The following is a 22,823-nucleotide window of genomic DNA, read 5'->3' on the forward strand; positions in this document are numbered from 1 at the left end:
ACTAAATAACGCAAAAAAGCACAAGAGGCGAACGCGATGAACGTTCTACAAGGAAAATATTTAACTGCTCTATCAATTGCATGTACTGCATTCGTATCAACATATGCACCTTACTCTAACGCTCATGGATTCATGGAGTTTCCAAAAGCTAGACAATCAATCTGTGAGGCACAGGGTGGCTATTGGTGGCCAGACGATGGTTCTAATATTCCAAATTTGGCATGTAGAGCAGCATTCTTAGAATCTGGGTATGTTCAGTTTGTTCAAGAACACGAATTCGCATCACTGATTGCTGACTACAATAATCAAGCCGCAGTGGAAGCTGCGATACCCAATGGAACTCTTTGTGCAGCTGGGTCGAATGAAAAGCGAGGAATGAACCTGCCACATTCTGAATGGCAAACCACAGATGTTAAGCCGAGTGCAAATGGAGATTTAGCAATTAGATTTAGGGCAACAACACCACATAATCCAAGCTTTTGGAAGTTCTATTTAACAAAACCGACATTTAATGCAACGACTGACGTTTTAAGTTGGGCGGATTTAGATTTAATTACGGAAGTTGGCAATGTTAACTTTGTAACCGACCCTGATGGCAAAAAGTTTTACGAAATGACTTTGAACATACCTTCAGATAGAAGCGGAAGAGCCGTTCTATATACTCGCTGGCAAAGAAATGACGTCGCAGGTGAAGGCTTTTACAACTGTTCAGACATTAATATTGTTACGGACTCGACGCCAACTGATTGGCACTCAACTGGGTACTACTTAAAACAAGGTCAAGATGCCAAAGTTACAGATACTGTTTGGGCTCGCGTGTTTGACGCAAATGGACAAGAAATTATTAAGCAGTCGCTTAAAATTACGGATGTTAACTTGAGCAATTGGCAAGTAGAACTCGCCACCATATTGAACACGAATTATGCCGCAGACGTTAAAGTCGGAGTGAAAGACGCTGCAGGAAACATTGTGTTTGACGAGCTAAACCTGTTGAGTAATGAAGTTTTTGTGCCTAATCCTGCTAATACATATAACCTGACGATTCAAGTTCAGCAACCAAATACACCTCCAACAGTACACAAGCCAGACCCAATCGTCATGAATGAGGTTTCAGAGGCTCAACTTCATGTTCATGCTTTTGACGATTATACGATGGACCTCGTTTACACCTGGAGCGTCCCAACAGGTTTAACCTATACCGGTACTGGCGCAACGATCACTTTGAAAGCGGGAACGGTAGACAAAGATACCAATCACACTGTAACGGTGTCTGTCTCTGATGGTGAATTATCTAGCAGTACTAATGTACAAGTTACCGTAAAAAACTTGGCAAATACACCAGCACCTTGGAAAGCAAACGCAACCTATGTAGCTGGTGACACCGTCTCTCACAATAGCAAAATATACGAAGCTAAGTGGTGGAATAGGGGTGAAGAGCCCGGCACTACTCAAGTTTGGAAAGAAGTTAAATAAGATGTAAAGGTCACTCCAATTCTTTGGGGTTTGGATATAACATGTAAAATAAGGTTGAGATAGTAATGAAAATTAATAATTTAACTGCTGCTATAGGACTAGCACTGATATCAGCGGGTGCAATCGCAGCACCTTCAGCTCCGCAAATTAGCTGGGAGCCACAGACTTATTCTTTTGTTGATGTGAATCTAGAAGGCAATGGGTCATACAAGCAAATCGTGCAAGCGAAAGATGTCGTAACAGTTAATATAAAATGGAACTCATGGAGCGGTACTGGCGGTGACAGTTATAAAGTGTACTTTGATAACCAAGTTGTAAATCAAGGTCCTTTGGCAGCTGGCACAAAAGGCGGCACTGTTAGCTTCCCTTACACGAAATCAGGCAGACATACACTTTACCTAGAAATTTGTGACTCAACTGGTTGTGCAAAAAGTGCCGGCAAGCCAATCGTCATCGCCGATACTGACGGTGGTCACTTACAGCCATTGACTATGGATGTTGACCCTCGTAACAAGAACAATGGCACGATCCCGGGTATGGTAACTGGTGCCTATTTTGTCGAGTGGGGCATCTACGGTCGAGATTTTGACGTATCAAACATTCCAGCTCAAAACTTAACACACCTGCTTTATGGCTTTATACCAATTTGTGGTGCCAACGAATCGCTCAAAGAAATTGAAAATGGAAACAGTTGGAGAGCGCTACAAAAAGCCTGTGCTGATTCTCAAGATTATGAAGTTGTAATACATGATCCATGGGCAGCAGTTCAAAAGACACTACCAGGTACTGATAACAACGATCCAATACGAGGCACATATGCGCAATTAATGGCGCTTAAACAACGTTACCCAGACCTTAAAATCTTACCTTCAGTGGGTGGCTGGACGCTATCAGACCCGTTCCACGGTTTCACTACTAAAGCGAATCGTGACACATTTGTGGCTTCAATGAAGCAGTTCTTGAAAACTTGGAAGTTTTACGATGGTGTCGACATTGACTGGGAATTCCCAGGAGGCGATGGTCCTAACCCAGGCCTTGGCGACCCAATTAATGATGGCCCAGCATACATCGCATTAATGAAAGAACTTCGTGTCATGTTGGACGAGCTAGAACTTGAAACAGGACGTAAGTATGAGCTGACTTCAGCCATTGGCTCTGGTTACGACAAGATCGAAGATGTAGATTACCAAGTTGCTCAGCAATATATGGATTACATCTTTGCCATGACTTATGATTTCTATGGCGGCTGGAACAATGTAACTGGTCACCAAACTGGTATTTACTGTGGTTCACACTTGAGTCAAGGTGAATGTGATGGAACTGGTCTAGACGACAATGGCGAACCACGTAAAGGTCCTGCTTATACATTGGACAACGCGGTTAAAGCGCTACTTGCTCAAGGTGTTAATCCTAAAAAGCTTGTTGTAGGTGCAGCTATGTATGGTCGTGGCTGGGAAGGCGTATTTGATTCAAATACGACTATTCCAGGTAACCCAATGACGGCGCCTGGTAATGGTAAGTATGCGGGTTCAACAAGCGAAGGGGTTTGGGAACCTGGTATCATGGATTACAAAGCCATCGCAAAGAATCTAGTTGGCTCAAATGGAAGTGGCATCAACGGATTCACCGCTGGCTATGACGATCAGGCTGAGGCTGCTTGGGTATGGAACCCGACAAGCGGTAAACTACTGACTTACGATAGCCCTCGTTCAGTCTATGCCAAAGGTCAATACGTAAACCTTCACGATTTGGGGGGGCTTTTTGCTTGGGAAATCGATGCAGATAATGGCGATATCTTAAATGCAATGTACGACGGTTTAACAGGTGGTGTACCGACAAACAGAGCACCAATTGTGTCTGTAGATTCAAGCTTAACGTTAGAATCTGGTAAAGCCGGTGCGCTTACAGTGACTGCGAGCGATCCTGAAGGTGCTGCTGTTACCTATGCATGGACATCACAAGGTTTAACTTTGACAAATGCAAATACTGCGACTGTTGGCATCACTGCACCTAACGTCACAGTAGATACAACGTTCTCGTTAAAAATTGCAGTTACTGACGATAAAAATGCAACGACGGAAAAAACAGTGTCTGTCCTTGTTAAAGCAGAAGTTCCGGCTGGTGCACCGGTTGTTCAACCAATTGCAAATGTGTCTGTAGAAGAGAACAAATCTGTGAACGTATCTGTCGTCGCAACTGATCCAAACAACGACCCATTAACGTACACATGGAATGTACCAACGGGGCTGACTGCCTCAGGTTCAGGTGCGAACGTAACTTTATCAGCAGGTGAGGTTGCTCAAGACACAACATATACTGTGACCGTTGACGTTTCTGATGGCAGCGCAACAACATCGGCATCCTTTGATGTAACGGTAACAGATGCAGCATCAAGTGTCGCACCGTGGGATGCAAGTAAAGTCTATGTTGGTGGTGATTTAGCTTCACACAATGGTAAAGTGTATCGCGCAAAATGGTGGACTAGAGGTGAAGAACCAGGTAAAGCGATGGTTTGGCAAGCTCTATAAGTAATTTTGGGTTGATATTCAGAAACCTTTCTGAATTGACAGAAGGATAGGCCAACCCGCTCTATAAAACAAAGGTGCTCTGCACCTTTGTTTTTTTTTATAAATATTTCATACTTAGTAGATGCCTTATAAACGTATAGTAATGTGAAATTCCTTTTACTGATTATTTTTTTAATCCCTTTTTACACACACTCAAACGAACGATGCTCATCTGAAAAAAAGATCGGTATTGGCAGTAGCTGGCCGCCGTACGTTATGTACAAAGGCGATACACCTTATGGTTTAGATATCGAAATAACAAAGCTTATATTTAACAAAGCAAATGTGTGTTTTAAGTTTATACGACTACCAACTTCAGCCAGAGGACTCGCCGAGCTCTATAAAGGGTTTGTCGATGTACTTCCTTCGGCAAGTTTTAATATTGATAGAGCCAATAATGCACACTTTAGCAACCCATACAGGCGAGAACGGATGCGGCTGTTTACCCGCTTAGAATTACCACCCGTAAAAAGCCTAACCGAACTATTTGCTGACGAATACACCTTTGTAACCAACCCAGGTGCTTATTATGGTGAAGAGTTACGGCAGATTTTGCAGATCAGTTGGTATCAGCAAAGGCTTGTCGAAGTTGCCAGTGTTTCCAGACGAATAGAGTTGGTCAATAAAAAACGCATAGACTTTCTTATTGAAGATGAACACACTGGTTTCTTCTATATAAATCAATTAGGATATAAACGATTAAGGCTACACTCATATATTGTAAACGATAATGCAATCCACTTTATGCTGAGCCGAATGACTTTTAAAGCGTCTGAAATTGACGCGATAAATAACGCAATCGAACAATCTCAGCCAGAAATTGAAGCCATTTTGAGCCGAAGAGCGGGTCTAGCCGCGAAGTAAATTGTGGAGTAAACATTGAAAACACTATTCGTGCCAGTGCTGTTACTGTCTAGCATCGCAAATGCAACCATTGAAAAGCCATTTACCATAGATAATACACAAATCTACACTGACTATTCGCTATTTTATAATGAAAAAGACATGCGACCGGTGGTCAGTGACTTCAAGATTACCAGCGCAATAACGATGTCAAACGAGCATGGACAAAGGGCAGCGCTTTTAAATATTAAAAACCTTTCATCTGGCAGTAGAACACTTGAGCCCCACCATTTAATGGTAACCTATGCTGACGGAAGCTCAAAAGTGCTTACGAGTTTACCTAACAAGTTGAGGTTTAAAGGAGATGAAACGATCAATCTCACCGTCAATTTAGGTAAAAATTTATACCCTGTCATCTCGGTGCTAACCAGTAATAACATGTAATCTGAACTATGAATCCATACATACACGCTCTTCATTCTATCGCAAAAAAGCCAACACGTATTATTCTTGGGCTAATGAGTGGCACATCATTAGATGGTCTAGACTTAGCCTTGTGCAAAATTTCTGGTAGTGGTAAAAACACTCGTTGTGAAGTACTTAAATTTAATACCATTGCATATCAACAGGATTGTAAAGATAAGATCATGAGTGTGTTCGCAAAGGACACCGTAAACTTGCAGTATCTAACTCTGCTCAACCCTTGGATTGGAGAATTGCACGCAAGTATGATTAATCAGCAATTGGTAGAGTGGGGCGTGGATAAAACGGCTGTTGATCTCATTGCAAGTCACGGCCAAACGATTTATCACTCTCCTAAACACTTTCACAATTATCCAGAATTCAATAATGCAACTTTACAATTGGGAGATGGTGATCACATCGCTGTTAATACTGGCATTATTACGATATCGGACTTTAGACAAAAGCATATTGCAGCGGGGTTTGAAGGTGCGCCCTTGGCACAGTACGGTGATTTCTTTCTGTTCTCTAGTAAATCCAGAAACACTGTATTACTAAATATTGGGGGGATTGCCAATTTCACTTATATGAAAAAGGGGGCGACGATCAATGAGATAGTATGTTCAGATATAGGACCAGGCAATACTATGATGGATCAGTATGTCAAAAAGTACTTTGACAAAAACTTTGATCAAGATGGCAATATCGCAGCAAAGGGTAAAGTCGTTAAGCCCTTACTTGACACTTTATTAGGGAATGACTTTATCGCTCAACCACTTCCTAAGACTACGGGTCCCGAGTTATTCAATTTAGCGCTATTAGAACACTGCATTGACTCTTGCTCAGAATTGGTCGCTATAAATCATTCAGATATAATGGCAACTCTGAATCAGTTTACAGCAGAAGTCATAGCTCAGCACATAAAGCAACTTAAAGTAGAAGATAATTTACATATTTTTGTGAGTGGCGGAGGTGCGCACAACACAACCTTATTAAATAATCTTTCTAATCTGCTTTATGACACTGTAGAAATAGAGACATTAGATATGAATGGTATCAACGCAGATTCAAAGGAAGCAGTATTATTTGCGGTGCTGGCCAACGAGTGCATCGCTGCGGACAAACCAAAACACAATGAAAGTGGATTAACACTAGGAAAACTAAGTTTGCCTTTATAAAGATCACCACAAATTGGTCATAACTCGACCAATGTATATGACTAGACTAATAACAGCTTCCCTTGAACCTTGAAAATTTCCCAAACGGGGAGCAGGCACATATATCAGCGATTACATTCATTAGCTTGACAACTAATGTCATGTGCCCAAATGCAAGATTAAATTGTCAGGCTTTGTTATCTAAACCTTTTTATTCTATTTCTTTTTTAGTTCCCGGAGTTTCATTGAAGATGCAATACAAAACAGCACTTCTATCTTTTTCATGGCCACAATCAATAAATGGGAGTTAAACAATGTGAACGTAAAGCGTTTTAAAGTAATAGAAAATCAGAAAGTTAATTAGAGAAAACAGCTAAAAGAAGTTACTTTTTTTGAGTTGCCAACGTATATAAATACGATAGCAGTGTAAAAGTGAAGGCTTAGGATTTAAAAACTAGTTCGGCGCAAGATATCTCCAAGGCTGGAAAACACCCTCTTGGCATAAAGAGGATACGTTTGTTTTTTTAGCAAGAAGTGTTTGATATCAGATTTAATCAGACAATGGTAATTTATTCAGACCGTTTAAATACGGAACACACTACGCCATGAGCAAATCTGACTTCCAAGCTTTAAGTTTAGACATGATCAAATTGAATGAGCTTTGTTTTTTATAATACGTGTTTTCATTTAATTCAGAATTAAAGATCGCGTGTTCTAGCTCTACCTGAGCATCTACAAGGTTCTTAACGCCACCAGTAAGTCCAGTTAAACTCAGTTGTGTCATATACATGCCCGCTTGGCCATAACCAGTTAATATAAGTTCAATTACACCTTTGTTTAAGTCATGCTCGGTTAAAATATAACTTCCGCTGAAACTTACATCTCTTTCAAGCTCATGCGTTGCAGTCACTTGAATAACGTTACCTACTGCCGCGTCGTGCGGTAATAAACAATCAAGTACCAACTCAGCGCCTTGCGTTTCAAATCGTATTTCGTCAATTGCAGAAACACGCCCAGTAGAAAACATAGGATCACTGTGAGTATAAAGTTCAAATTGAATTGTTCGTGTGTTTGCCATGTTTAAGAACTAAATTAATAATTAACAGTATTATAGTGCACAAAATTTATTGCATATATATGAACAAACCCCAGAAAACTTTATTAAGCTCTCTGGGGCTTATCAGAAAGAATGATGATTAGCGAACTGCTAGCATTATTAATCCTGGTACGACAAAGAATGAGCCAAGTACGTATCCGAATGCGGCTGTTTTATTTCTAGCACCAACTTCCGCAAGTTTCTCAGCACACTTGATTGGAATTTCGCGTAGAAGTGGTAACCCATAAATAAGACCCACAGCAAATACATTGAACATGACGTGTACTAGTGCAACTGTTAGCGCTACTTCACCGGCAGGACCTGTGATTGAAGTGGCAGCCAAAAGCGCTGTGATAGTCGTACCAATGTTTGCGCCTAATGTGAATGGATAAATCTGGCGAGTTGTGAATACACCGCTCCCTGCTAGAGGAATCATTAAGCTTGTTGTAGTTGAAGATGACTGAACCATCACAGTCACAACCGCACCTGAGCTGATACCTGCAACTGGGCCACGACCGATTGCACCATGAAGAAGATCTTTCGCTTTACCAACCAGAGCTTGTTTAAGCAACTTACCAAGCGTCGTCACTGCAAATAGAATCATTGCAATACCGATTACTACCATTGCAACGCCTGCTGCCGTGCCTTCTAAGAAGCTTACACCATCTTTTACAATACCTACTGCCGGCTTAACAAGTGGTTTAACGAAGTTGTAACTCTTAAGAGAGAGATCTGCATCACCCACGAATAGATGCGCTAAGCTTGCTGAGAATTTTTCTAACAAACCAAACATGATTTCTAGTGGAAGGAAGATAGCAACGGCAAATAAATTAAAGAAGTCATGTACCGTAGAAGCGGCAAATGCACGCTGGAATTCTTCTTTCGAACGAATATGGCCAATTGATACAAGCGTATTTGTAATTGTAGTACCAATGTTTGCACCCATAATCATTGGAATTGCGATTTGTAGTGGAAGACCACCAGCCACAAGGCCAACAATAACAGAGGTCACTGTTGAAGAAGATTGTACAAGTGCAGTCGCAAGTGCACCTAATAGAAGCGCTACAAATGGATTAGTAGCAAAAGCGAAGATTTCTTTGGCTCCCTCGGAACCACCTGAAGCAAGTTTAAAACCACCGCTCACTGTACCTACGGCTACAAGAACCAAATAAACTAGAAATGCAATTGCACCCCAGGTTAGTAATTTAGATGGAAATGACTTTTCGCTATATTCACTCATTGATTTATCTCGTTGTGTCTATGCCTAAACTATATGGCATTTTGATGACGTTTTTATTTCAGGGCGCATTTAACCAAAGAAATATGACAGAAATATTTCAATTAGAAGATTACCGTATTTCTATATCAACATTAGCAAAGAGCGTTGTTAATTAATGAACATTTTTCTGCTCAATAAAACATCACACCACTGTTTTTATTGATATTTTTATACAAATTTGATTATTACAATCCTTTACAAAACATACCCAAGTAAACAACAATCATTCTCAACCTCCATATTCTCTACATGATTCAAGGTTAAAATTTGAAAAAAATAAATAAGAGAGCGGGTAATGCGTAGTTTGTTACTGATACTGATTGGTTTTTTTCTGTTTCCAGCTTATGCTGATATGTCTCCAAATATCCAACCAGCAAGTGTCAATAAAGATACGCAATTTGTGTCAATCAATAAGTCGGCACTGTTCTACTTTGATTACAATGATGAGTTTCGCAGCGTATTTAACTTTCCTGACTTCTCACAACAATTTAGGCCACTTAACGACCTACACAAAAAACCAAAGAAAGAGATCTATTCTAAATGGGCTTATTTCAAAGTGAATAGAAACACAGAAGTAAGTGACTGGATTTTATCCTTTGGATTTCCTAGATTGGCAAAGCTGTCTGTATATCAAAAGACCCATTATGGCTGGCTAGACGTTATAAATCTTACAGAAGCAGATCCATTCAGTAAAAGACCGATACAAGACCCTCAATTTTATATCCCGTTAAAACTCAATGCTGGTGAAAATATCTTTTTAGTGGAGTACCAAACATTTGCCAACGCACCGGCAAACCTAAGACTGCATTCGCAAGATAATTTCTTAGCTGAGTCACATAAAAGTTTAATCACCAATGCAAGTTTGGCGGGTGTCATTGCTGCGATATTGCTGATTGTTTTGGTAAACTTATTCTTCAATAGAAACAGTACCAATGTCTATTATGCGACTTGGACATTCTTATTCTTCTTAATCGTGATCGACACTGCTGGATTTACGTTTCAGTACTTTTGGCCTGAACACAATCGCTTTTCAGGGCAGTTTTCTATATTCCTAATGGCGACGGTGCCGCTTTTTCACTTACTCTTTGTTCGAGGGTTCTTACAATTAAAGCATTACCATCCTTTACTCAATAAAGTTTACTGTACGTTCATAGCTATTTATGCGTCATTAGTCCCTATCGCACTTCTTGTAGATAGCGTGTACTTCAATTTACTTTTAAGTACGCTTGTTATACCTGTATTCATCTACACCTGCTCTTGGAGTATCAAACAAAAAGGGCCGGGAATGAGAACATTTACTTTTAGCTTGATAAACCATCTCGTATTTTTGAATATCTTTACAATAGTTGGTGCAAGTTACGGCAACTTAATTGATGTTTTTGATATTACCTCATTTATTAAGATCGGTTATCTTATTGAAGTACTGCTTTTCACCGTAGCATTGGCGCTACAGCACAAATCTCTACAGTCTAGATTATTGCATCAACTTCAACATCAAGTTCATGCACTCAATCAAACTGTGAATTCTAAGCATCAGGAAGTGAACGATAAAGAAGTGCTATTGAAAGCAAAAGAAGACAAGTTGTTTACCGACTTGTCCCATGAATTGCGCACACCGCTTACCGTTATGAAAATCCAAGTAGAGTCGTTGCAATATAATATCGTCGATAACGTACAGGACTCGTATAACAAGCTAATGAGTAAAATTGACGAATTGAATGCATTTATAGACCAGTTAATGCTCGTAACTGATGACAAAGACATCGCAGCGCTGTTGAATAAAGAAACATTAGGCGCGAAGGTATACCTAAACGAAGTTTTTCAAACATGCATTCAAGAGGGTGACCCTAAGCATTCAAAGTTTAGCATTGCTAATACATTAGACGAGCAGCTAAATATCAACATCGATAGGCAAACGATGCAAAATGCCATTCTTGAAGTTGTGAAAAATGCGTTAAGATTTGGAGGAGACAAGGTTGAAATCTCTCTAACAGCCCTTCAAGACAATCAGAATTTAATCATTAAGATTGAAGACTCTGGCATGCCACTTTCCTATGAAGCACATCAACAGCTATTTCAACCGCTATTTAGAGACGAAGTATCAAGAAGCGCAATGCTTGGCGGGAAAGGAATGGGGCTCGCAGTGTGTAAGAAAATAATTGAGTCTCACGAGGGCAGAATTGACTCCCACAATAGTTTGTTAGGTGGACTTTGCATTGAAATATCGTTGCCAATAGAAAATGAAATCGTCGATAGACAATATGAAGCAATAGGCTAACTATAAGCTTTGCGCTATAACTATTGTTACAGTAAAATCCGTCGTTCGATATTTTGGGCGTTAGATATGAGTAGTGTAGAGTTTTGGGAATCCAAGTCATTAGCAGAAATGACAAACGCAGAGTGGGAATCAATATGTGATGGCTGCGGAAAATGTTGCTTACATTCATTTATCGATTCTGAAGACGAACATTTCGAGAGTACGGATGTTTTAAGGGACGGCGAAGAGCTGCTATACACTGATGTAATTTGCCAATATAGTGAAGTGACAACGGGCGGCTGCACAAGATATAGCGAAAGGCGAAAATTAGTACCAAGTTGTGTGCAACTTACAAAAGAAAACCTAAAAGACATCTTTTTTATGCCTCAATCCTGTAGCTACCGTCGACTACATGAGGGCAGGGGACTGGCTGCTTGGCACCCTTTAAAGCATGAGGGTTCAAAAGAAGCAATGCATCAAGCCGGGATAAGCATAAAAGATAAAGTGGTCTTAGAAACAAAAGTAGATTTAGAAGAAGACTTCGAAGAGCATATCGTAATCTGGCCTGAGTACGATATCGACTAAACCATGTAACCAATGTAAAAAGGTAGCCCTAAGGCTACCTTTTTACATTTACTTGCTCTCATCATCAGGCAATGTGACATTTAGCTCTAAAACTGCTAAATCATCTTCATTCTGTTCAAACTGCACATTTACTGCGTTTGAATCAACTTTCACATATTTACTGATCACTTCAAGAATATCTTGTTTTAGCTGAGGTAAGTAATCTGGCGTTCCTCTTTTAGAACGCTCATGAGCAACAATTATCTGTAACCTTTCTTTAGCTAAAGAGGCACTGCTTTTTTTCTCTGAACGGAAATAATCTAATAAAGACAAATTAGCCTCCGAATATTCTTTTTAGTAAACCTTTCTTCTCGACATTTAAAAACCTAAAGTCGATAATCTCGCCTAGCAAACGCTCAATGGCGTCGCTGTATGCTTGCCCAGCATCTGAATCAGAGTCGAGGATGACAGGCTGACCAGAGTTAGACGCGTTCAAAACGGCCGTTGACTCAGGAATAACACCAAGTAGGTCAATTGCCAGTATCTCTTGCACGTCCTCTACCGACAACATTTCTCCTGTTGCCACACGCTCTGGATTATAACGAGTTAATAACAAGTGCTCTTTAACTGGCGACAAACCTTCTTCAGCTCTTTTAGACTTACTCTGTAGAATACCCAGAATTCTGTCCGAATCACGAACTGATGAAACTTCAGGGTTAGTCGTCACAATCGCTTCGTCCGCAAAGTAAAGCGCCATCATTGCGCCAGCTTCAATACCCGCTGGAGAGTCACAAATGATAAAATCAAAGTCTTCTTTTAATTCATTGAGCACTTTTTCGACGCCCTCACGTGTAAGCGCGTCTTTATCTCTTGTCTGCGAAGCTGGAAGAATAAAAAGTTTTTCTACTCGTTTATCTTTAATCAGTGCTTGATTGAGATTCGCTTCACCATTGATGACATTCACAAAATCATATACTACGCGTCGTTCACAACCCATAATAAGATCAAGATTTCGAAGGCCAATATCAAAATCGATAATGGCTGTTTTATACCCTTTAAGTGCAAGCCCAGTACCGAGCGCTGCACTTGATGTAGTTTTACCTACTCCACCTTTACCGGAAGTTACGACAATAATTTTTGCCATTAGATTTATCCTTTGACCAAAGCTGTTAATTCTAAAGATTCGTTCGATTGGGTAATTTGACAAGGATTACCCCAAAACTCTCCTTGCAGAGAGTCGCTGATCCAGTAACTGCCGTTAACAGATACTAGCTCAGCTTCTAATTTTTGACAGAAAATACTCGCACTTTCATTGCCCTGAGCACCTGCAATAGCTCTGCCGCGCAAAGTACCGTAAATATGAATATTGCCGTCTGCGATGACTTCTGCACCGTGGCTAACCGCACCAATCACAATCAAGTCTCGATCTTTTGCATAGATTTGCTGACCAGAACGAACTGTGCCATTAACAACCTGAGCTGGAACATAAACTTGTTTTTCAATTATTTCTGTTGTGGTTTGAGTCTTTACAACGGGTGCGACGTCTTTCGTGTAGTTTAGTACCGACATTCCAAGCGTTTTTGCCGTGTCGTTATGCGCTTCGCTGCCATTACAAATACCAACAGGGTTTAAAGATAAATCACTGAGGATTGACTTAAGATCAGATAAACCTAAAGGTTCATCTTTGATTTCTGCAAGGTTTATTACGATGGGTGCGCCTTTGAAAAACTTAGGCGCTTGAGATATTTTCTCACTCAATTGCTCTTTTACAACGTTTAAATCAGCGTCTAATAGTTGCAACACTGATAAAGTAAAAAGGTTACCCTTTAATTCAAAAGATTGTGTAGACATAAGCGCTCAAATATAACTGCGTACTCTTTATTAAATCTTATTTTGACCCCGTACTGTGTACGTTTGAGAGCAGCAAAACTTTCCAATTATTATATATGTCATGGTATAGTGCTGCTCTAAGATAAGCAAGAATTTATAGGGTTATAATGCTAAGTGCAGTTTATAAAAGTAGTAAAAAAGCCGATACCTACCTTTTTATTGAAAAAAGAGACGATTTCAGCAAAGTTCCAGCGCCTCTAATGAGCACTTTTGGCACCCCCATATATGTAATGTTAGTTGATCTTGCGAAAAGAGAAAGACTTGGGGTAGCAGATTTAGCTCTGGTTAAGGAAAAATTAATCGAACAGGGTTTTTACTTACAAATACCCCCTCCACAAGACAACCTTTTGGATGAATTTAAAAAACTAAATGGAGCAAAGAGTGACTAAGACTCTAAAAGTATTACTTACTTCTCTGTGTTTTTCAGCTTCAGTAAGTGCATCAACACAAGCAGAATTTGACCTTTATCTCGATAAATTGAAAGCCGAAGCATTGCAGAAAGGTTATACACAATCGCTTGTAGACTCTGCTTTTGCAACTGCAAAATTTAAGAAGAAAGTCATTAAAGCAGATAAAACACAACCGGAAATTGTCGAAACACTAGAAACCTATCTGCCTAAGCGCGTACCAGATTGGAAAATTAAACGCGCTAGAGCGTTATACAAAGAAAACAAAGTATTATTAGATAAGATCGAGGCTGAATTTGGTGTTCAAGGCCGTTTTATTATCGCACTTTGGGGCCTAGAAAGTAGTTTTGGCCGTGTCCAAGGCGGCTACCCTGTGATCAGCTCTTTGGTAACATTGGCCTTCGATGGTCGCAGAGAAGCTTTGTATAAACGTCAACTATGGGCTGCACTGGACATTTTACGTGATGGGCATGTTGAATTAGACAGTTTTAAGGGTTCATGGGCCGGTGCGATGGGGCAAACCCAGTTTATGCCCACGTCTTTCAAGTCTTATGCTGTTGATTATAACAAAGACGGTCGCAAAGATATTTGGACAACTAAAGAAGATGCATTTGCGTCCATCGCAAACTATTTAAAAAGTGTTGGATGGAATAATAACTTAACTTGGGGTCGCCAAGTTAAGTTGCCTGCAGGGTTCTCTGAAAGCCACGTACTCAAAAGAGGAACGCGCAACCATAGTCAATGGCTTGAGTTCTTTGGTAATTCGGAGCGTTCATTAGAAGATTGGCAATCCCTAGGGGTTCGTCGAGCTGATGGCACTGACTTACCAAATGTTAATATTACAGCAGCTCTTGTCATGCCTGATGATATGAATGGCCGTATGTATTTGGCATATGACAATTACAAAGCCTTAATGAACTGGAACCGCAGCTATTACTTTGTAACAAGTGTTGGTTATTTATCCGATAGAATCGGATATCCTAAAATCTAACGAGCGCCAAGCGCAACAATAAAAAAGGCAGCTTAACAACGCTGCCTTTTTGTTGGGCTAATGCGTGAAACTAGTAATAGGTAAGTGCTTGGGTTTTCCCCCAGAAAACTCGATAAGAAAATATGGTGTACCCTATGATGGCTGGTACCACCAAAACAACGCCATAAAGCATAAATGTCAGTGCGCTTGGGTCTGCCAATGACTCATAAATCGTCAATTCATTTGGTACGACGTAAGGGAAAAAGCTGTATACCAACCCTAAGAAGCACAACAAAAATACAGCGACACTTATCGCGAAAGGACGCCAACTTTCTTGCTTAGGAGCGCAACTAATAAAGTTTGCAAGTACACGGTCCTGAAAGATAAATAACGCGATACACGCAAAAGGGATAGGTAACAACAGAATAGATAGCTCTGTACCAAACCATTTTTTCGCGACAAACTCATTAATGAGGGGGTTTACCAGTGATACCGCTATTACCCCTATTAAAGACACCCAATTAAAACGACGACACCAATGCAATGCCCGAGTGTAAACATCACCATTCGTTTTCATGACCAGCCAAGCAGAACCAATTAAACCATATGCAGCCACCACACCAATGCCGCTCAAAGCTGCAAATGTATAGCTTTGCAGGCTCGTATCAAATGACATAACGTATAAACCAAGCATAAAGCCCTGTGAGAATGCCGTTATTATACTTCCCGCTTTAAAACTTATATCCCACGCATCTCTGTATTTGGTCTTCGCCTTTGCTCTAAAATCAAAAGCGACGCCACGTAAAATCAAACCTAAAAGCATGACAGCGACGGGTAAATACAGTGCTTGCAAAATCATTGAATGCGCAGCGGGGAAAGCTATAAGTGCTAATCCGACAGCTAACACGAGCCACGTTTCGTTGGCGTCCCAAAAAGGACCAATAGAGGCAATCATCGTGTCAGCTTGCTGCTTATCATCTGTTGGCAAGAGAATCCCTACACCAAGGTCATAGCCATCCAAAATTGCATATACAAGGATAGCGAGAGCCATTAGCCCACCGTAGAACTGTGCCAGAAATTCTATACTAAGCATACTGGCCACCTCTTACAGATGCATTCATTTCATATTCTTCAACTTCAACCGCCTTGTCAGCTGTATAAAACAGCGTTTTAATATAAGCTGTCAGCAATAAAGAATATAGGCATAGATATCCGATCAACGTATATAACACGTGTTCTGCGGGGACTTGGGTAACAACTTCGTCGATTCTTAGTAACCCTTGTACCATGTAGGGCTGTCTTCCAATTTCGGTAACATACCACCCCGCCAAAGTGGCAACCCAGCCAGAAAAGGTCATGGCGACCAAAACCCTTAACAGCCAAACAGGTAACCTATCTTTTTTATACAAAACGACTCGCGTTGTGAACGCAACGAGTATCATCAATAAACCTAGGCCCACCATCACTCGAAACCCAAAAAATACGGGCTTAACAGGTGGGTGTGCGTCTTTGAATTCATTTAACCCCTTAATTTCTCCATCCAATTCATGTGTAAGGATAAGGCTTGCTAAGTTAGGGATTGCAATTTCAAATTCATTTTTTCTAGTTTCTTCATTGGGTACCGCGAATAAGAGCAGTGGCGCGCCTTTCTCTGTATCCCATACACCTTCCATTGCAGCAACTTTTTGAGGTTGATACTTAAATGTATTTAACCCATGCAAATCGCCGACAAATGCTTGCATAGGCGTTAATATAACTGCAACGGTGAGCGCGACCTTTAGCGTTAATTTAGGGGCGTGCTTATGATCATCTTTTAATAACCTGTAAGCGCTAATTCCTGCAACCAAGAATGAAGCTGTGATGCCGGATGCAAGCAGCATGTGACTCAGACGATACCCAAATGAAGGGTTAAAGATAATTTCTAGCCAATTTTTTGGGTAAAAAACGCCATCAATGATTTCATGCCCAGTCGGCGTATGCATCCAACTGTTGAGTGATAAAATCCAAAAGGCCGATATGGTGGTACCGATTGCGACAATCACAGTAGAAAAGGTGTGTACCCTTGGACTAACACGCTTCATGCCAAATAACATTATTCCCAGAAAGGTCGCTTCCATAAAGAAAGCAGTCAGAACTTCATATCCAAGCAATGGGCCTGCAATATTACCTACGCGTTCCATAAAACCGGGCCAATTTGTACCAAATTGGAATGACATCGTGATGCCACTAACAACCCCTAGAGCGAAGGTCAACGCAAATATTTTGACCCAGAATCTATATGCCCGGAGCCAAACGGGCTGATTCGTTTGAACATATCTGACTTTAAAAAATACCAAAAACCATGCGAGTGCGATGGATATGGTCGGGAAAAGTATATGGAAACTTATATTGGTCGCGAATTGGATCCGCGACAGCAATAAGGTATCAAGCATGACACACCTCTGTTATTTACGACTTTTTCAATAACTTGTCCTTGAGGTCGATAACCTTACTAACTGATGAGCCAAGCTTCATCAATGATTGCAATTGTTCAGGTGTCAACCTTTGCAATTCAGCTGACCATTTAGTCACAGTTTCTAACAGGTCATGAATGGATTGCATCTGCTCCTGAGCGTACTTTTCTTCTGGTGTATTTGCCGAGTCTAAAATTTGATCTCTAAGCAAAGTCAGCGTAGGGTCAATTTCTCGCTTACGCCGCTCTTCAAAGACTTTGTTAGCAAGGTCCCATATAGTACCGTTCGGAGCATAGTATTCTTTTCTGTCGCCGGGAATATGATGCACCTTAACAAGTTGCCATGATTGCAACTCTTTAATGCCCATACTTACGTTGCCTCGAGAAATTTTTAAGGCTTCGGCAATTTGATTAGCAGTAAGTGGATGCTCGTTAATCACAAGCAGCCCAACCATCTGCCCAATCGTTCTATTAAATCCCCAACGACTGCCCATTTCACCGCAATGGAGCACGAAGTTTTCGATCTTTGGTGATAAAGTCATAATTCTAAACGTTCAGTAATTATTGAAAGTTAAATATATAGAGGTAATTGACTCAGATCAACTGAATTTTCAGTTTTTTTTGAAAGTTCAACAAATCTATTGTGTAATGAACTTACACAATTGAGTTAGTACCTAAACCCAATGTGTAATCTAGTCGCTTTTACATTATTTGTATATTGCGAATCACACAACTTTTACATCTTTTGGTAAATATTGAAAATAATGACCGATAAATAATCAATTGAGAGGAGACTTAAACTTGAGGCTGGCGCTAGACACGCTTTAGGTAAAGTTTTTGAGCGCGAAAATTGAAGCGTTAATTTCAAGTTGTTTATGAAGTTGAGAAGCCAATCACAATGTTACAATATATACATCAAGCGTTGAATGCCAATCCATCAACATAAAGTTGCGTTTTAAGCTATAGGTCAAAACGTGACAGAAAATGGACTGAGTTACAAAACGTACGCTTTGCTTTCGAATTAGCGCTTTATGCATGAACTTAACTCTGGGTTGAGGTAAAGATCATATGAATTTAAATTACCTTTCTGATTTTACGTCACTTATAATCTAGATGCCCATGATATAACTAAAAGAAGGTCAATGAGTACTTTAAATAACAAAGATACGTTCAGTATAGCGCAGCTCGGACACCCAATATTAAAAGAACACGCTCAGGCCGTTACCGATATTCAGTCTGAAGCATGTAAAGATCTCATCTCGGACATGATGAGTACGGTAGAAAAAGCTGGTGGGGTAGGTATTGCTGCACCACAAATTTATAAAAGTGTACGAATCTTTATTATGTGTTCAAAACCAAATGCACGTTATCCAAACGCACCATTGATGAAACCAACAGCAATTATTAACCCAGATATCATCGCAACCAGTACACAAGTAGAAAAAGGATGGGAAGGGTGTTTAAGTGTTCCAAGCATGCGTGGGTTTGTGCCGAGGCATACAGAAATCGAAGTCAAGTATTATGATTATCAGGGCCAACAGCAACATGCGGTATTCACCAATTTTATAGCACGGGTTTTTCAGCATGAAATGGACCACTTAAACGGTCTAACTTTTGTAGATAGGTTAGAGTCTATGAATGACTTAGTCAGCGAAAGTTATTGGTATGAGCATATTGCGCAACACGCCTGAGGACGCGCGCAGCAGAAAAACCTCAGACTTTCTCATAAACCAAACATAATGTATTCTTTTTATCGCATCTTATAACACAAAGATGAACTTGCAGAGTTGACCTATTAGGCTTGATCGCATACAGCCAATTGCGTTGCGTGGTTCCAATAAACATTCTAGAATGTAAATTCTATAATAGGTACACAAAACATCGTTGGTTCATATGAGCAAAAAACGTTACGTTGTCGCGTTAATTATGTCTGCTTTTTCATTTTCTACTATGTCACAAGATTTAAGCTTCATAGAAGGAAAATGGCGCTGCGAAGCAGAAGCTGACATTGGGCAGGAAACAACGTTAAAAGTCGTATCCATTGTAACAACTTCACTTGAATCATCAGTGTCTTCATCTCAAGTCACATACACAATGTATGAAAACACAACCCCCGACAAAACGTCTGTGCTTTATATTGAAACTTCAGACAATTTTGTCATCGATGCGGGGTTGGTTAAAAGTTATAACTATAAAAAACACAATTCAAAATTAATTAAAGATGACTTGAATAAGTTCACACCTGAAATTGTAGAGTGGTTCGCTAATGACCGTGGTGGCGAAACGTTTGTATCGAAAGTAACGAAGATTGATAACAATAACTTTATAGCAAACGCGGTACCCTACGATGGCACAGATATTCCCTGTACTCGGATTAAGTAACCGTAAAAACAACGCTACTAACAAGTTTTATCAAAGTATGGGGATTCATTTTGCATAACAGACAGATGTCTTCACCAAAATATAAAAAGGCTAACCCGGGCGAGTAAGCCTTTTGTTGTTGAGATGTAAAGGTAAATTATTGATGTTTTCCAACTTCCCAGTTGTTATTTTGTAATAAGGTCTCACCCGCATCGATCGCACCTGACTCAAGGGTCGTCCCCATAGAGTCATTCCAACGATTGAGATAGCCAAATAAAGAAATGACCCCCAAAATTTCAACAATTTCGCCGTCATCCCAGTGTTTTTTTAATTCAGCTTGTATCTCATTATCAACAGCATTTGGTACGCTAGACGCTGCTAAAGCAAATTCAAATGCCGCTTTTTCCGCATCGGTAAACACATTATTTTCTCTGAATTGCCATATTTGCGCGAGCCTTTCATCTGTCCCACCATAACGCTGAGCGGCTAAAATGGTATGTGCTTCACAGTACCGACAGCCAGTGTTTGCACTAGTAATATAACCAATAAAGCGTTTTAGTTCAGAAGTAACTCGACCATGGTTTTCCATAACCGCTTTATTTAAATTGATAAACGCTCGCGCAATTGCTGGGCGAATCTGCATTGTCAGCACGCTGTTAGGACAGAACCCCAATGTTTCGTTAAAAAATTTAGCAAGTTCTGTCACTTCTTGGTCGTGATCTTGTGAAAGGGGTGTCACTAGAGGCATAATCAGCTCCTGTTGAGTTTGTATTTTATGTTGCATATGCAACACAACATAACCTTGGAGAAGTAAATTGTCCAGCGATAATCTGTATAAAAAATCATTAAATAACCGGTTAAAGGCTTTTGAGTTATCTGGATCAGAGCAAAGCCAACTTGCTTTGGATAAACATATTCCTTTCCAAGTTGCGGTAGTTAGCAACCTACTGTCGATCTCTCGAGACCCTATCATCCGTACGTTAACTGACTTAGATACCAGAGAATTACGTATACTTGTCAACATCGGCTCTTATGGTCCTATCGCCGCGGCAGACATTGCTTATCAGTCTCGACTTGACCCATATTCTATAAATCGCGCAATTGCGGCTTTGGCCAAAAAAGCGCTCATTGAATACCAAGAAGGTAACGCAAGAAGTAAACCCGTGCTGCTCACGGACCAAGGAAAATCTATCTACAGTAAAGTGGTTGCACATCTAAAAATGCGGGAGGAAAAGCTTTTAGAAACATTGAGCGATAGCGAAAAAAACACCTTAAGCGTACTACTTCAAAAATTAGAACTCAATGCTGAAACGGTGCTAGCGATGGAAGTCGCAGACTGTCATAAACAAGGTCTTAATGTGACACGCGACCATAAGGAATTAGAAAGGTGGCACAAAAGAACGAATAAATAAACGGGCCCATTTTGACATAAAATTAACACTTACATACTTTTTGCACTTTTCATTGCCACTCTTGAAACAATCACTGAAAGAGGGGCAATCAATGAATACGACCAAAAGAAGCATATATGGCGTATTGCTATACGCAGGTGTATTAAGTACATGTTTAGCGGCGAAACCAACACATCACGTTGACCACAACGGTAAAAAGCGAAACCGACATGTAGAGGTTGTCGGGCCGCAGTTCAGCGAAGAGGATCTGAAACTTCAACAAATAATCACTGACCAGAATCTTATGAGCACAGTGCCTGATGTGTCTGAGTTACCACACATTAGCCAGCCCCTTGCTCAACTTGGCATGAAACTGTTCTTTACTAAATCTCTCGGTGGCGAAAAAACGGTCGCTTGCGCAAGCTGCCATCACCCAAGGCTCGGGGGCGGTGATGGGCTTTCACTGCCAATCGGCACCAATGCACTTGCTCCAGATATTGTAGGCCCACTTAGACGCGTGAACGGTGATATTAATATTCCTCGCAACTCGCCCACCATTTTTAATTCTGGCTTGGCGCGTTCAAGCCTGTTTTGGGACGGCCGCGTTGAGCAAATAACAACCACAGATAGCGTCGGAAATGAGATAACGTTTATTAGCACACCTGACTCGGGTTTTGGGCAACCTGATGAACTCGCTGGGCCCGACCTTGTTTCGACCCTGTCTAGATTTCCAGTGACCTCGGTAGAAGAAATGCGCGGTGAAGCCTTTGAAAACGCAGTAGACAACGAGTCGGTGCGCCAACATTTGGCAGAACGATTGGGAAATTATGGCTCAGGCATCAATGACTTAGAAAAAAACACATGGTTACATGAATTTAGAAAAGCGTTTAACAGCAAACAACCTGCGGATTCACTGATAACGTTCGACAGTATTGCACTTGCACTCGGTCAATATCAAGCAGCCACAAAGCTGGTGAACACGCCTTGGCATCAATATCTGAAAGGTGACCTCAATGCGTTAAATGAACCTCAAAAACGAGGCGCCCAGCTGTTTTTCACGCAAATTTCGCAAGGTGGTGCAGGGTGCGTAAACTGTCATGGCGGTACCCGCTTTACTAATGACAGGTTTTTCAATCTTGCGTTCCCACAGTATGGAATTGGTCTAGATGACCAAAACACTGACACCGGTAGATTTGCCATTGATTCGTTACAACAACATATGTTCGCATTTAAAGTACCGAGTCTGTTAAATATCGAATTGACAGCACCTTACGGACATTCTGGTGCATATGAATCTCTTGAACAAGTGGTTGCGCATTATGTGGATCCCAGCAATGCAATCGAGCAGTTTTTCTCTCAAGGTGGGGCATGTGGCTTAGCTCAGTTTCGTAATGACGATAATTGCGAATTACTAAACAAGAATGCATTCGAAAACAGTCAAGCCGCATTAGCCCTTTTACAACTTTCACCATTTGTCGCGCCTCAATTGGACGAACAGCAGCAAAATGATTTGGTTGCGTTTTTAAAGTCCCTGACGGACAACTGTGCGAAATCTGCAAGGTGTATTCGCAGGTTTGAACCGGGTCCGCATACATTTGACCCTGATAATTTGAGGCTCAAAGTGAAAGACGCCATTTTAGGAAATAGTTAGAAA

22 protein-coding genes are annotated in these 22,823 nt (G+C 40.6%); 13 read left to right on the forward strand and 9 right to left on the reverse strand.

What is annotated here, in order from left to right:
* Window positions 1-36 precede the first annotated feature (36 nt).
* From L1286_RS00045 to L1286_RS00065, 5 genes are all read left to right on the forward strand, one after another.
* On the forward strand, window positions 37-1,473 hold the full coding sequence (locus L1286_RS00045) for a lytic polysaccharide monooxygenase (protein WP_235404845.1): 1,437 nt from the start codon (window positions 37-39) through the stop codon (window positions 1,471-1,473).
* Window positions 1,474-1,538: 65 nt separating this feature from the next.
* A complete protein-coding gene (locus L1286_RS00050) occupies window positions 1,539-4,001 on the forward strand; it encodes a glycosyl hydrolase family 18 protein (RefSeq protein ID WP_235404846.1) in 2,463 nt (820 codons plus the stop codon).
* Between the two features lie 144 nt (window positions 4,002-4,145).
* Entirely contained in the window at window positions 4,146-4,904 is a 759-nt protein-coding gene (locus L1286_RS00055) for a substrate-binding periplasmic protein (protein ID WP_235404847.1), read from the forward strand.
* A 15-nt stretch (window positions 4,905-4,919) separates the two neighbouring features.
* Window positions 4,920-5,327, forward strand: coding sequence for a hypothetical protein (locus L1286_RS00060; RefSeq protein ID WP_235404848.1), 408 nt, complete (start codon window positions 4,920-4,922; stop codon window positions 5,325-5,327).
* Window positions 5,328-5,335: 8 nt separating this feature from the next.
* Complete coding sequence (locus L1286_RS00065) at window positions 5,336-6,523, forward strand: anhydro-N-acetylmuramic acid kinase (protein WP_235404849.1); 1,188 nt, start codon at window positions 5,336-5,338, stop codon at window positions 6,521-6,523.
* 577 nt (window positions 6,524-7,100) lie between these two features.
* Here the strand turns inward: L1286_RS00065 and L1286_RS00070 are convergent.
* Both L1286_RS00070 and L1286_RS00075 read right to left on the reverse strand, forming a co-directional pair.
* Window positions 7,101-7,580 (reverse strand): hypothetical protein, encoded by a 480-nt coding sequence (locus L1286_RS00070; protein ID WP_235404850.1) that lies wholly within the window; start codon window positions 7,578-7,580, stop codon window positions 7,101-7,103.
* A 118-nt stretch (window positions 7,581-7,698) separates the two neighbouring features.
* Window positions 7,699-8,838 (reverse strand): Na/Pi symporter, encoded by a 1,140-nt coding sequence (locus L1286_RS00075; RefSeq protein ID WP_063370938.1) that lies wholly within the window; start codon window positions 8,836-8,838, stop codon window positions 7,699-7,701.
* Window positions 8,839-9,172: 334 nt separating this feature from the next.
* Here L1286_RS00075 and L1286_RS00080 point away from each other — a divergent pair, with 334 nt between their 5' ends.
* Both L1286_RS00080 and L1286_RS00085 read left to right on the forward strand, forming a co-directional pair.
* On the forward strand, window positions 9,173-11,155 hold the full coding sequence (locus L1286_RS00080) for a sensor histidine kinase (RefSeq protein ID WP_235404851.1): 1,983 nt from the start codon (window positions 9,173-9,175) through the stop codon (window positions 11,153-11,155).
* A 66-nt stretch (window positions 11,156-11,221) separates the two neighbouring features.
* The gene (locus L1286_RS00085) at window positions 11,222-11,719 is read left to right on the forward strand and encodes a YcgN family cysteine cluster protein (RefSeq protein WP_235404852.1); all 498 of its coding nucleotides are present in this window, start codon (window positions 11,222-11,224) and stop codon (window positions 11,717-11,719) included.
* 48 nt (window positions 11,720-11,767) lie between these two features.
* On the opposite strand, the gene minE is transcribed toward L1286_RS00085, so the two are convergent.
* Genes minE through minC form a run of 3 tightly spaced genes read right to left on the reverse strand, consistent with a single transcriptional unit; the run spans window position 11,768 to window position 13,549 of the window.
* Window positions 11,768-12,031, reverse strand: coding sequence for a cell division topological specificity factor MinE (gene minE / locus L1286_RS00090; RefSeq protein ID WP_063358211.1), 264 nt, complete (start codon window positions 12,029-12,031; stop codon window positions 11,768-11,770).
* A gap of 1 nt (window position 12,032) precedes the next feature.
* A complete protein-coding gene (gene minD / locus L1286_RS00095) occupies window positions 12,033-12,842 on the reverse strand; it encodes a septum site-determining protein MinD (RefSeq protein ID WP_235404853.1) in 810 nt (269 codons plus the stop codon).
* Window positions 12,843-12,847: 5 nt separating this feature from the next.
* Window positions 12,848-13,549: a septum site-determining protein MinC gene (gene minC, locus L1286_RS00100; protein ID WP_235404854.1), complete on the reverse strand. Its 702-nt coding sequence runs from the start codon at window positions 13,547-13,549 to the stop codon at window positions 12,848-12,850.
* A gap of 146 nt (window positions 13,550-13,695) precedes the next feature.
* Between minC and L1286_RS00105 the strand changes: the two genes are divergently transcribed.
* Together L1286_RS00105 and L1286_RS00110 are read left to right on the forward strand one after the other, a co-directional pair.
* Window positions 13,696-13,977, forward strand: a complete 282-nt coding sequence (locus L1286_RS00105; protein ID WP_235404855.1) for a YcgL domain-containing protein — start codon at window positions 13,696-13,698, stop codon at window positions 13,975-13,977.
* On the forward strand, window positions 13,970-14,986 hold the full coding sequence (locus L1286_RS00110; RefSeq protein WP_235404856.1) for a lytic murein transglycosylase: 1,017 nt from the start codon (window positions 13,970-13,972) through the stop codon (window positions 14,984-14,986). Before L1286_RS00105 ends, L1286_RS00110 begins: the two co-directional genes overlap by 8 nt.
* 70 nt (window positions 14,987-15,056) lie before the next feature.
* Here L1286_RS00110 and cydB read toward each other — a convergent pair whose 3' ends face one another.
* From cydB to L1286_RS00125, 3 genes are read right to left on the reverse strand one after another with little or no spacing between them, the layout of a single operon-like run.
* A complete protein-coding gene (gene cydB, locus L1286_RS00115; protein ID WP_235404857.1) occupies window positions 15,057-16,058 on the reverse strand; it encodes a cytochrome d ubiquinol oxidase subunit II in 1,002 nt (333 codons plus the stop codon).
* Window positions 16,051-17,397: a cytochrome ubiquinol oxidase subunit I gene (locus L1286_RS00120; RefSeq protein WP_235404858.1), complete on the reverse strand. Its 1,347-nt coding sequence runs from the start codon at window positions 17,395-17,397 to the stop codon at window positions 16,051-16,053. The genes cydB and L1286_RS00120 overlap by 8 nt, the downstream gene beginning before the upstream one ends.
* A gap of 16 nt (window positions 17,398-17,413) precedes the next feature.
* On the reverse strand, window positions 17,414-17,959 hold the full coding sequence (locus L1286_RS00125) for a GbsR/MarR family transcriptional regulator (protein ID WP_235404859.1): 546 nt from the start codon (window positions 17,957-17,959) through the stop codon (window positions 17,414-17,416).
* 600 nt (window positions 17,960-18,559) lie between these two features.
* On the opposite strand from L1286_RS00125, the gene def reads away from it, so the two are divergent.
* Both def and L1286_RS00135 read left to right on the forward strand, forming a co-directional pair.
* On the forward strand, window positions 18,560-19,108 hold the full coding sequence (def, locus tag L1286_RS00130) for a peptide deformylase (RefSeq protein ID WP_235404860.1): 549 nt from the start codon (window positions 18,560-18,562) through the stop codon (window positions 19,106-19,108).
* A 202-nt stretch (window positions 19,109-19,310) separates the two neighbouring features.
* A complete protein-coding gene (locus L1286_RS00135; protein WP_235404861.1) occupies window positions 19,311-19,799 on the forward strand; it encodes a hypothetical protein in 489 nt (162 codons plus the stop codon).
* A 136-nt stretch (window positions 19,800-19,935) separates the two neighbouring features.
* Here the strand turns inward: L1286_RS00135 and L1286_RS00140 are convergent, their stop codons facing one another.
* The gene (locus L1286_RS00140) at window positions 19,936-20,526 is read right to left on the reverse strand and encodes a carboxymuconolactone decarboxylase family protein (protein WP_235404862.1); all 591 of its coding nucleotides are present in this window, start codon (window positions 20,524-20,526) and stop codon (window positions 19,936-19,938) included.
* A gap of 67 nt (window positions 20,527-20,593) precedes the next feature.
* Here L1286_RS00140 and L1286_RS00145 point away from each other — a divergent pair, with 67 nt between their 5' ends.
* Both L1286_RS00145 and L1286_RS00150 read left to right on the forward strand, forming a co-directional pair.
* Window positions 20,594-21,190: a MarR family winged helix-turn-helix transcriptional regulator gene (locus L1286_RS00145; RefSeq protein WP_235404863.1), complete on the forward strand. Its 597-nt coding sequence runs from the start codon at window positions 20,594-20,596 to the stop codon at window positions 21,188-21,190.
* Between the two features lie 91 nt (window positions 21,191-21,281).
* Window positions 21,282-22,820 (forward strand): cytochrome-c peroxidase, encoded by a 1,539-nt coding sequence (locus tag L1286_RS00150; RefSeq protein WP_235404864.1) that lies wholly within the window; start codon window positions 21,282-21,284, stop codon window positions 22,818-22,820.
* Window positions 22,821-22,823 lie beyond the last annotated feature (3 nt).

Source organism: Pseudoalteromonas sp. SMS1 (genome assembly GCF_021530565.1).
In the GTDB taxonomy this organism is placed as follows: Bacteria; Pseudomonadota; Gammaproteobacteria; order Enterobacterales; family Alteromonadaceae; genus Pseudoalteromonas.